The following is an 8276-nucleotide window of genomic DNA, read 5'->3' as shown; positions in this document are numbered from 1 at the left end:
GCCCGAAGCCGCGTCGTGCGGCTCTGCTCAGTCGGCGATCGGCAGATACACGCGGTTTCCGGCTGCCGCGAACTCCTTGGACTTCTGCTCCATGCCCTCCTCGATCTCGTCCCGCGTGCCGCCGTGCTCACGCCGGATGTCGTGCGAGATCTTCATCGAGCAGAACTTCGGCCCGCACATCGAGCAGAAGTGCGCCGTCTTCGCGGGCTCCGCCGGCAGCGTCTCGTCGTGGAACTCCCGTGCCGTGACCGGGTCGAGGGCCAGGTTGAACTGGTCCTCCCAACGGAACTCGAAGCGCGCGTCCGAGAGGGCGTCGTCCCAGTCCTGCGCGCCCGGATGCCCCTTGGCGAGGTCCGCAGCGTGGGCCGCGATCTTGTACGTGATGACGCCGGTCTTCACGTCGTCGCGGTTGGGCAGGCCCAGGTGCTCCTTGGGCGTGACGTAGCAGAGCATCGCCGTGCCCCACCAGCCGATCATCGCAGCGCCGATGCCGGACGTGATGTGGTCGTACGCGGGCGCGATGTCCGTGGTCAGCGGGCCGAGCGTGTAGAACGGCGCCTCCTCGCAGATCTCCTGCTGAAGGTCGATGTTCTCCTTGATCTTGTGCATCGGGACGTGGCCCGGGCCCTCGATCATGGTCTGTACGTTATGACGCTTGGCGATCGTGTTGAGTTCCCCGAGGGTGCGCAACTCGGCGAACTGCGCCTCGTCGTTGGCGTCCGCGATCGAACCGGGGCGAAGCCCGTCGCCGAGCGAGTACGTCACGTCGTACGACGCGAGGATCTCGCAGAGCTCCTCGAAGTTCTCGTAGAGGAAGCTCTCCTTGTGGTGCGCGAGACACCAGGCCGCCATGATCGAGCCGCCGCGCGAGACGATGCCGGTCTTGCGGTTGGCCGTCAGCGGGACGTAGGGAAGGCGCACTCCCGCGTGCACCGTCATGTAGTCCACGCCCTGTTCGGCCTGCTCGATGACCGTGTCCTTGTAGATCTCCCAGGTCAGCGCCTCGGCCTGGCCGTCGACCTTCTCCAGGGCCTGGTAGAGCGGCACGGTGCCGATGGGGACGGGGGAGTTGCGCAGGACCCACTCGCGGGTGGTGTGGATGTTGCGCCCGGTGGACAGGTCCATGACCGTGTCGGCGCCCCACTTGGTCGCCCAGGTCATCTTGTCCACCTCCTCCTCGATGGAGGAGGTGACCGCGGAGTTGCCGATGTTGGCGTTGACCTTCACCAGGAACTTCTTGCCGATGATCATCGGCTCGATCTCCGGGTGGTTGACGTTGGCGGGGATGACCGCGCGGCCCGCGGCGACCTCCGCGCGCACGACCTCGGGGTCGAGGTTCTCGCGGATCCCGATGAACTCCATCTCGGGCGTGATCTCGCCACGGCGGGCGTACGCGAGCTGCGTCACCGCCTGTCCTTCGCGGCCCCGGCGAGGCTGGCGCGGGCGGCCGGGGAAGACCGCGTCGAGGTTCTTCAGGCCGCCGCGCGGCGAGGTGTGCTTGATGCCGTCGTCCTCGGGGCGGGGCGGACGGCCCGTGTACTCCTCGGTGTCGCCGCGGGCGATGATCCAGTTCTCGCGGATGGGCGCGAGACCCCTGCGGACGTCGGTGTCGATGGACTCGTCGGTGTAAGGACCCGAAGTGTCGTACAGGGTCACGGCCTTGCCGTTGGTGAGATGCACCTGGCGGACCGGCACCCGCAGGTCGGGGCGTGAACCCTCGACATACGCCTTGTGCCAGCCGATGGACTTCCCGGCCTCCGTGTCGGTGGCGACGGTGTTCTCGTCGTTCTCGTCGCTGCTGGAGGCAGGCGTGCGTGTGTCCGATGTGGTCATGAGACCTACTCCCTACGCCGGCATTACCCGGTAACAGGTTCGGCGGTCGACGCAGCGAATTCCGTACGGCTCGTGCACTTTTCGTGCCGCTTCGTACGGAGGTCAGCGCCCTCTCAGCCCGGTGCTCCGAGCTCCCGCGATTGCAAAGGTGGCTCCACGCTAGCGTCCTGTCGGGCGCGCTGAACAGAGGGCCCCCTCCGTTCTTGCGATGATCGGGCAGTGACCACCACACAGCCGCCGTCCCAGCCGCCCGTCCCGAACGTGCCTTCGGACCCGCATGGCCACTCCCACAGCCACGGTCCGGCCGCGCCCGTCTCCAAGCATCTGCGCAAGGTCATCGCCGCCGTGCTGATTCCTTTCGCCACGGCGGTCGTCGTGGGGCTCGCGGTGTTCTGGCCCGGCGGCGCGCCGTCCCATGAGCGCACCGGCGTCGGCTTCGACCGGCAGACCCAGTCGGGCGAGGTGGCGAAGCTTCAGGAGCTCCCCTGCAAGGACGTGAACGCCTCGCAGACCCCGCCCAACGGCGACACCTCCACCGCCGAGGGGCAGTCCGCGCAGTCCCGCGCGAAGGGCGTCTGCAAGAAGGCGACGATCGAGGTGACCAGCGGCAAGGACAAGGGCCGCACCTTCACCGAGATCGTCCAGCCCGACTCACCGCGGCAGTTGCGCCAGGACCAGCAGGTGGTGGTCGCCTATGAGCCCACGGCCCCCGAGGCGCTGCAGTACTCGGTCACCGATGTGAACCGGAAGTTCCCCATGGCGCTCCTCGCCGGGATCTTCGCGCTCGCCGTCGTCGTGGTGGGACGGCTGCGCGGCCTCATGGCCCTCATCGCACTGGCGTTGAGCTTCCTGGTCCTGACGTTCTTCATCCTGCCCGCGATCCTGCAGGGCTCGAACCCGCTGGTCGTGGCGGTGATCGGGGCCAGCGCCATCATGCTGATCGCGCTCTATCTGTGCCACGGCCTCACGGCGCGAACATCCGTCGCGGTCCTCGGCACGCTGATCTCGCTGCTCCTCATCGGACTCCTCGGCTCGCTCTTCATCGGCTGGGCCTCGCTGACCGGCAACACGGACGACAACACGGGCCTGATCCACGGCCTGTACCCGTCCATCGACATGAGCGGTCTCCTGCTCGCCGGCGTCATCATCGGCTCGCTCGGCGTGCTCGACGACGTGACGGTGACGCAGACGTCCGCGGTCTGGGAACTGCACCAGGCCAACCCCACGATGGGCTGGCGCGGCCTGTACGGCGCAGCGATCCGCATCGGCCGCGATCACATCGCCTCGGTCGTCAACACCCTGGTCCTGGCCTACGCGGGCGCGGCGCTGCCCCTGCTGCTCCTCTTCTCGATCGCGCAGAGCAGCGTGGGCACGGTGGCCAACAGCGAACTGGTGGCCGAGGAGATCGTGCGCACCCTGGTCGGCTCGATCGGCCTGGTCGCCTCGGTTCCGGTGACGACCGCGCTCGCGGCCCTGGTGGTCTCGGCCGACCGTTCGACCCCCGCGGACCGGACGGGGAGCGCGGCCCACCCGGGCGACAACGCGGGCCGACCGGGAAGCGGTGCCACCCCGGCCGCCAAGCAGACCCGGGGCGGAAAGGGCCGACGCCGCAAGGCCTGAACCGCCGGCGCCTCGAGCCGCCGATTCCTTGAGCCGCCGTTACCCTGCGTTGCCGTTACCCTGCGCAGCCGATGCCTGCACTGCACTGCCGATGCCACGAAATGCACCAAAGTGCCGTGCGGATTCGTCCATCGGCTCGCGAGGTCAACCCGCGCTCTGCTCCTCGGCGAGGATCCGGTCCAGCGCTTCGTCCAGGTGTGTCTCGAAGTCGGCGAGTGCCCGCTCCTGCCCCAGCGGCACCAACTTGTCCGTACGGTCCAGGAAGGCGAGCAGCGGCGGGATGCCCACCCTGAACAGCGCCTGGTCCGCGCCGACCTGAAGCCTGATGAGCACCTCGTCGAGCAGCTCGGAATCGGTGGGCTCGATGTGCACATCACCTTCGCCGCACGCCTCACCCACCCCGTCGACGAGCAGCTCCCGCCCGAAGGCCCAGGTCACGGGGGCGTCACCGGGGAGGTGGAAGGTCAGCCGGACGGCGTACGGATCGCCGGTCTCGTAACGCAGCTCCACCGGGATGCGAAACGACAACTCCTCGGAAACGAGGAAGCTCATCATGACCTCTGCTTGGACCGACTCTCGCATCGCCCGCCTACCCCGTCGCTAAAGCTCGACTGGCCAGGAACCAACTCCCTGACACTCATGGCATCTTGCTTAACGTACACATCAGATCACAAGGAGTGAGTTTTCAGATGCTGATAGAGAAGGCAAGTGTCCCGAGGAGCCTTCCGATCTCGTGCTGCAACCGCTCAGCCGCAGGCAACAGCCGGTCCGCTTGATAGGCCGGAACGGAAATCGCCATCGTGGCAGCGGTGTTACCCGCTGTGATCGGAATCGCGGCGCAGACCGTTCCCAGCGCGTACTCCTGCCGCTCGATGACGGGCTTCATCCGGCTCATTCCGTCCAGGCGGCGCATGAGACTCCGGTCGTCACGGACCGAGTACGGAGTGATCGACTGCACCGGATACCGGGAGATGTGGTCCTGCCGCTGCTCCTCGTCGAGTTGGGCGAGCAGACACTGCCCGATCGCATGGGCGTGCCCCGTCTCCCGGAAGTCGGCCCACTCCTCGACGGCCGGATTCCCGGGCGTGTCCGCGACGGCCACGACCTCGATCTCACCCTCGCGGTATACGGCGAAATACACCGGTACGCCGATGGCGTCGCGCCAGTGCTCCAGGGCCTCACCGATCATGCCGCGACGATTCTGCTGTGCCCCGCTCGCACTCAGCCGCTCGGCCGCCTCGCCGAGCACGAACACACCCTTGTCCCGGGACAGATATCCCTCGTGCGTCAGGGTGCGCAGCAGGTGATACGCCGTGGGCAGCGCGAGCCCGGCCTCCCGGGCCAACTGCTTGGCCGGCGCCCCCTCCTGATGCGCGGAGGCCGCTTCCAGCAACCGCATCGCCCGCTGCACCGAGCCAATGAGAGTCGGCGCGGTGGCAGTTGAGGCCGTGGCCGTCGGCGACGCCTCGTACGGAGGGTCGTTGGACGAGATGTCGGCGGGTGTGGCGTCAACCGTGGCCAAGGTTCACTCCCGAAGCGCTTGGGGGTTCCGCCCGTGCCCGGGGATACACGGGAGGGAGCGCAGTGCGCCCGTGCGCGAGGCTCACCCCGCGTCGGTTTTCGGACTCTAACCGTTGGCCACCGGCCTAAGGCGCCGCACCAGGAAACTTCCCCCACCCGAGCGAACTGTTGCGAGAAGTCACCAATCGCTGCGCGAAGAGGTCGAGCCGGATATGAACTTCCGTACGACGTAGATGAGTCCACCCACCAGGGCCACGAAAATCAGTGCCTTGAACAACAGGCCGACCACGAATCCCACGACGCTCGCTATCAAACCGCCGAACACGACCAGGGCGATGACCGGCACCGCGATCCACTTCACCCACCACGGCAATCCTGAGAAGAACTCCTGCGCTGCCATCGTCCTTGCCTCTCTTTGCGTCTGTCCTGTTGCATCTGTCCTGCTTCTTGCATTCGATGCTAGAGCGGCAGAGGGCCCAACGGGGGCCTCGCATCCCTTGCCCTCCCCTGATCCTCCCCCTAGGGAACCCCGAGGTCGCAGCCCGGAGAAGTCAGCCTTCCGGCGGCGGGGGAGAGGGGGGAATCAGCCTTCCGGCGGGGAGAAGACGACGAGCACCCGCAGGTCCTCGCTGATGTGATGGAACTTGTGGGCGACCCCGGCCGGCACGTACACCACACTGCCGCGCGCGACTTGGGTGGTCTCCATTCCGACCGTGATCGATGCCCGGCCGCTGACGATCATGTACACCTCGTCCTGCTGGTGTGGCTGCTGCGGATCGGACTCCCCTGCATCGAGCGCGTACAGCCCGACCGACATGTTCCGCTCGCGCAGAAACTGCAGATACGCACCGTCGTTCGCGGCGCGCTCCGTCTCCAGTTCATCAAGCCGGAATGCCTTCATCGTCCTCGTACGCCCCTTGCCCCAGCCAGCGAACCGACCGCTCTGGCCGTCCGTCTGCAACGATCAGACACATGAAGAATTTCGTAGTCAAGACGATCGCCAACGCGGCGGCCCTGGCCGTCGCCGTGTGGCTCCTCGACAAGATCACCCTGACCGGCGACAGCACGGGCAAGAAGACGATCACGCTGATCGTCGTCGCCCTGCTCTTCGGCCTGGTGAACTTCCTGGTCAAGCCGATCGTGAAGGTGCTCACCTTCCCGTTGTTCATCCTGACCCTCGGCCTGATCACGCTCGTGGTCAACGCCCTGATGCTGCTGCTCACCTCGTGGCTCGCAGACAAGTTCGACGTGAGTTTCCACGTCGACGGCTTCTGGACCGCCGTCCTGGGCGGCCTGATCATCTCGATCGTGTCCTGGGCGATGAACGTCGTCCTGCCCGACGACAAGGACTGAGACCGCCCCCATGGCCTTCTCCGTGTGCTTCGTCTGCACCGGCAACATCTGCCGGTCCCCCATGGCCGAGTCCGTCTTCCGCGCGCGGGTCGACGAGGACGGGCTCGGCGGGCTCGTCCTGGTGGACAGTGCGGGCACCGACGGCTGGCACGAGGGGGACGGGGCCGACCCGCGCACCGTCTCCGTCCTGACGGCGGCCGGCTATGAGAGCGATCACATCGCGCGCCGTTTCCAGGTCTCCTGGTTCTCGCGGCTCGACCTGGTGATCGCCCTGGACTCCGGCCATCTGCGGACCCTGCGGCGCCTCGCGCCCACCCCCGCCGACGCGGACAAGGTGCGGCTGCTGCGCTCGTACGACCCCGTGGCCGTCGACCTGGGCGACCTGGACGTCCCCGACCCGTACTACGGGGACGACGAGGGGTTCGAGATGTGCCTGAGAATGGTGGAGGCGGCGAGCGACGGTCTGCTCGACGCCGTACGCGAAGCAAGGGAAGGGCGGGCGGCATGACGGACTCCGCAGCGACAGCCGCAGGTACCGGAGCGGGAACAGGCACCGGGCTCGGCGACGGCACGAGAGCGGTGCGGGCCGGCCTCCCCGAGCCGGTGAAGCACGAGCCGACTCTCCCGGGCCCGGTGTTCGCGGCGCACTTCCACCTGCCGGGCGATCCCACCGGGCCGTACACCTACGGACGGGACGACAACCCGACCTGGACGCTTCTCGAGCAGGCCATCGGCGAGCTCGAGGCGCCGGGTGGGCCGGTCGAGCGGCAGGGCGAGGGGAGCGACGGGACCCTCGGTACAGGTGTCGAGACCCTGGTCTTCGCCTCCGGGATGGCCGCCATCTCGGCGGTGCTCTTCTCACAGCTGCGCGCCGGTGACGCGGTAGTCCTGCCGGACGACGGCTATCAGGCGCTGCCCCTGGTCAGGGAGCAGCTCACCGCGTACGGCATCGAGGTGCGCACCGCCCCGACCGGCGGCGACGCCCAGCTCGACGTCCTGGACGGCGCCAAGCTCCTGTGGATCGAGACGCCGTCGAACCCAGGCCTCGACGTGTGCGACGTACGGCGCCTCGCCGACGCGGCACACGCGCGTGGGGCCCTGGTGGCGGTCGACAACACCTTGGCCACGCCGCTCGGCCAGCGCCCCCTCGAACTCGGCGCCGACTTCTCCGTGGCGAGCGGCACCAAGATGCTCACCGGCCACGGCGACATCCTCCTTGGGTACGTTGCCTGCCGCGACGCGGAGCTGACCGCTGCCGTACGGCGCTGGCGCAAGATCGTCGGAGCCATCCCGGGGCCGATGGAGGCCTGGCTTGCGCACCGCTCGCTCGCCACGCTCCAGCTGCGCGCCGAGCGCCAGAACACCAACGCCCTGGCCGTGGCCGAGGCGCTGCGCGACCGCGGCGAGGTGACCGGGCTTCGCTATCCCGGGCTTCCGGACGACCCCTCGTACAAGATCGCCTCGCAGCAGATGCGGCGCTTCGGGTGCGTGGTCTCCTTCACGCTGCCCTCACGCGCGCGGGCCGACCGCTTCCTCGACGCGCTGCGCCTGGTGGACGACGCCACGAGTTTCGGCGGCGTGCGTTCCACCGCGGAGCGGCGTGGCCGCTGGGGCGGTGACGCCGTCGCGGAGGGCTTCATCCGTCTCTCCGCCGGGGCCGAGGACACCGATGACCTGGTCGCGGATGTACTGCGTGCGCTGGACGAGTCGGCGGACTGACGCACTGACTGACGGCACTGAGTGCGTGCGGACCGCTTCCGGCTGGTGCCGGTCCTACGCACAACGAACGGTCCGAGCCTCCCCCCTCGTGGCTCGGACCGTTCCGGTTCTGCGCGCGAAGAACCGCGCGAACAAGGCTAGTTGACTCTGTGTCAGTGTCCAATCACAGTAGCGACAGAGACCTATCGACATATTTATAGTTGGGCGCGGCCCGAGGGCCGGGAGGGGAG

The 8276-nt window shown here is 68.0% G+C and carries 9 protein-coding genes and 1 riboswitch; of the genes, 4 read left to right on the top strand and 5 right to left on the bottom strand.

Annotated features, from left to right (window positions below):
* Positions 1–27: 27 nt before the first annotated feature.
* Positions 28–1833 carry a phosphomethylpyrimidine synthase ThiC gene (gene thiC, locus ACFQ7F_RS21000; protein ID WP_383272497.1) on the bottom strand — a complete coding sequence of 602 codons (1806 nt, stop codon included), beginning with the start codon at positions 1831–1833 and terminating at the stop codon, positions 28–30.
* Positions 1826–1981, bottom strand: a riboswitch (TPP riboswitch). Its footprint overlaps the gene before it by 8 nt.
* 71 nt (positions 1982–2052) lie before the next feature.
* Between thiC and ACFQ7F_RS20995 the strand changes: the two genes are divergently transcribed.
* Positions 2053–3453, top strand: a complete 1401-nt coding sequence (locus ACFQ7F_RS20995) for a YibE/F family protein (protein WP_383272495.1) — start codon at positions 2053–2055, stop codon at positions 3451–3453.
* A gap of 144 nt (positions 3454–3597) precedes the next feature.
* Here the strand turns inward: ACFQ7F_RS20995 and ACFQ7F_RS20990 are convergent, their stop codons facing one another.
* The 4 genes from ACFQ7F_RS20990 to ACFQ7F_RS20975 form a co-directional block, all read right to left on the bottom strand.
* Positions 3598–4035: an SsgA family sporulation/cell division regulator gene (locus ACFQ7F_RS20990; RefSeq protein ID WP_383272493.1), complete on the bottom strand. Its 438-nt coding sequence runs from the start codon at positions 4033–4035 to the stop codon at positions 3598–3600.
* A gap of 103 nt (positions 4036–4138) precedes the next feature.
* Positions 4139–4864 (bottom strand): IclR family transcriptional regulator, encoded by a 726-nt coding sequence (locus ACFQ7F_RS20985; protein WP_383272505.1) that lies wholly within the window; start codon positions 4862–4864, stop codon positions 4139–4141.
* A gap of 288 nt (positions 4865–5152) precedes the next feature.
* A complete protein-coding gene (locus ACFQ7F_RS20980; RefSeq protein ID WP_383272491.1) occupies positions 5153–5374 on the bottom strand; it encodes a DUF5326 family protein in 222 nt (73 codons plus the stop codon).
* Between the two features lie 183 nt (positions 5375–5557).
* Positions 5558–5875, bottom strand: coding sequence for a cupin domain-containing protein (locus ACFQ7F_RS20975; protein WP_160506069.1), 318 nt, complete (start codon positions 5873–5875; stop codon positions 5558–5560).
* A gap of 71 nt (positions 5876–5946) precedes the next feature.
* Here ACFQ7F_RS20975 and ACFQ7F_RS20970 point away from each other — a divergent pair, with 71 nt between their 5' ends.
* The 3 genes from ACFQ7F_RS20970 to ACFQ7F_RS20960 are packed head-to-tail and all read left to right on the top strand — an operon-like array spanning position 5947 to position 8046.
* On the top strand, positions 5947–6327 hold the full coding sequence (locus ACFQ7F_RS20970; protein ID WP_383272488.1) for a phage holin family protein: 381 nt from the start codon (positions 5947–5949) through the stop codon (positions 6325–6327).
* A 10-nt stretch (positions 6328–6337) separates the two neighbouring features.
* A complete protein-coding gene (locus tag ACFQ7F_RS20965; RefSeq protein ID WP_383272487.1) occupies positions 6338–6835 on the top strand; it encodes a low molecular weight protein-tyrosine-phosphatase in 498 nt (165 codons plus the stop codon).
* Positions 6832–8046, top strand: coding sequence for a cystathionine gamma-lyase (locus tag ACFQ7F_RS20960; protein WP_383272485.1), 1215 nt, complete (start codon positions 6832–6834; stop codon positions 8044–8046). The genes ACFQ7F_RS20965 and ACFQ7F_RS20960 overlap by 4 nt, the downstream gene beginning before the upstream one ends.
* The last annotated feature ends 230 nt before the right edge of the window (positions 8047–8276 follow it).

Origin of the sequence: Streptomyces sp. NPDC056486, from assembly GCF_042795295.1 — a bacterium.
Taxonomy (GTDB): domain Bacteria; phylum Actinomycetota; class Actinomycetes; order Streptomycetales; family Streptomycetaceae; genus Streptomyces.
The sequence above is the reverse complement of the archived record's forward strand: the minus strand, read 5'-3'. Positions and strand labels throughout refer to the sequence as shown.

What these genes read in the sequence shown, in the direction of transcription:
- ACFQ7F_RS20970 (WP_383272488.1), top strand. Translation starts at nt 5,947, where the DNA reads ATGAAGAATTTCGTAGTCAAGACGATCGCCAACGCGGCGGCCCTGGCC.
- ACFQ7F_RS20975 (WP_160506069.1), bottom strand. Translation starts at nt 5,875, where the DNA reads ATGAAGGCATTCCGGCTTGATGAACTGGAGACGGAGCGCGCCGCGAAC.
- ACFQ7F_RS20980 (WP_383272491.1), bottom strand. Translation starts at nt 5,374, where the DNA reads ATGGCAGCGCAGGAGTTCTTCTCAGGATTGCCGTGGTGGGTGAAGTGG.
- ACFQ7F_RS20960 (WP_383272485.1), top strand. Translation starts at nt 6,832, where the DNA reads ATGACGGACTCCGCAGCGACAGCCGCAGGTACCGGAGCGGGAACAGGC.
- thiC (WP_383272497.1), bottom strand. Translation starts at nt 1,833, where the DNA reads ATGACCACATCGGACACACGCACGCCTGCCTCCAGCAGCGACGAGAAC.
- ACFQ7F_RS20965 (WP_383272487.1), top strand. Translation starts at nt 6,338, where the DNA reads ATGGCCTTCTCCGTGTGCTTCGTCTGCACCGGCAACATCTGCCGGTCC.
- ACFQ7F_RS20990 (WP_383272493.1), bottom strand. Translation starts at nt 4,035, where the DNA reads ATGCGAGAGTCGGTCCAAGCAGAGGTCATGATGAGCTTCCTCGTTTCC.